Annotated in this window: 1 rRNA gene (cut by both window edges); it reads right to left on the bottom strand. The window is 55.1% G+C overall.

Annotation, left to right across the window (positions count from 1 at the left end):
* Positions 1–225 (bottom strand): 23S ribosomal RNA (locus ASG69_RS00030) (its annotated part extends past both window edges: 965 nt to the left, 1130 nt to the right); the annotation flags it as partial.

Below are 225 nucleotides of genomic sequence, written 5' to 3'. Positions count from 1 at the left end.
GGAACTTACCCGACAAGGAATTTCGCTACCTTAGGACCGTTATAGTTACGGCCGCCGTTTACCTGGGCTTCATTTCAGAGCTTGCACCCCTCCACTTAACCTTCAGGCACCGGGCAGGCGTCAGGCCCTATACGTCGTCTTGAAGCCGACTTAGCAGAGCCCTGTGTTTTTGCTAAACAGTCGCTACCCCCTGGCCTGTGCCCCCTCAAAGTGCTTGCGCATAGT

The sequence above is a fragment of the Rhodococcus sp. Leaf225 genome, assembly GCF_001426145.1.
Classification (GTDB): domain Bacteria; phylum Actinomycetota; class Actinomycetes; order Mycobacteriales; family Mycobacteriaceae; genus Rhodococcoides.
This window is presented reverse-complemented; position numbering and strand designations above follow the sequence as displayed.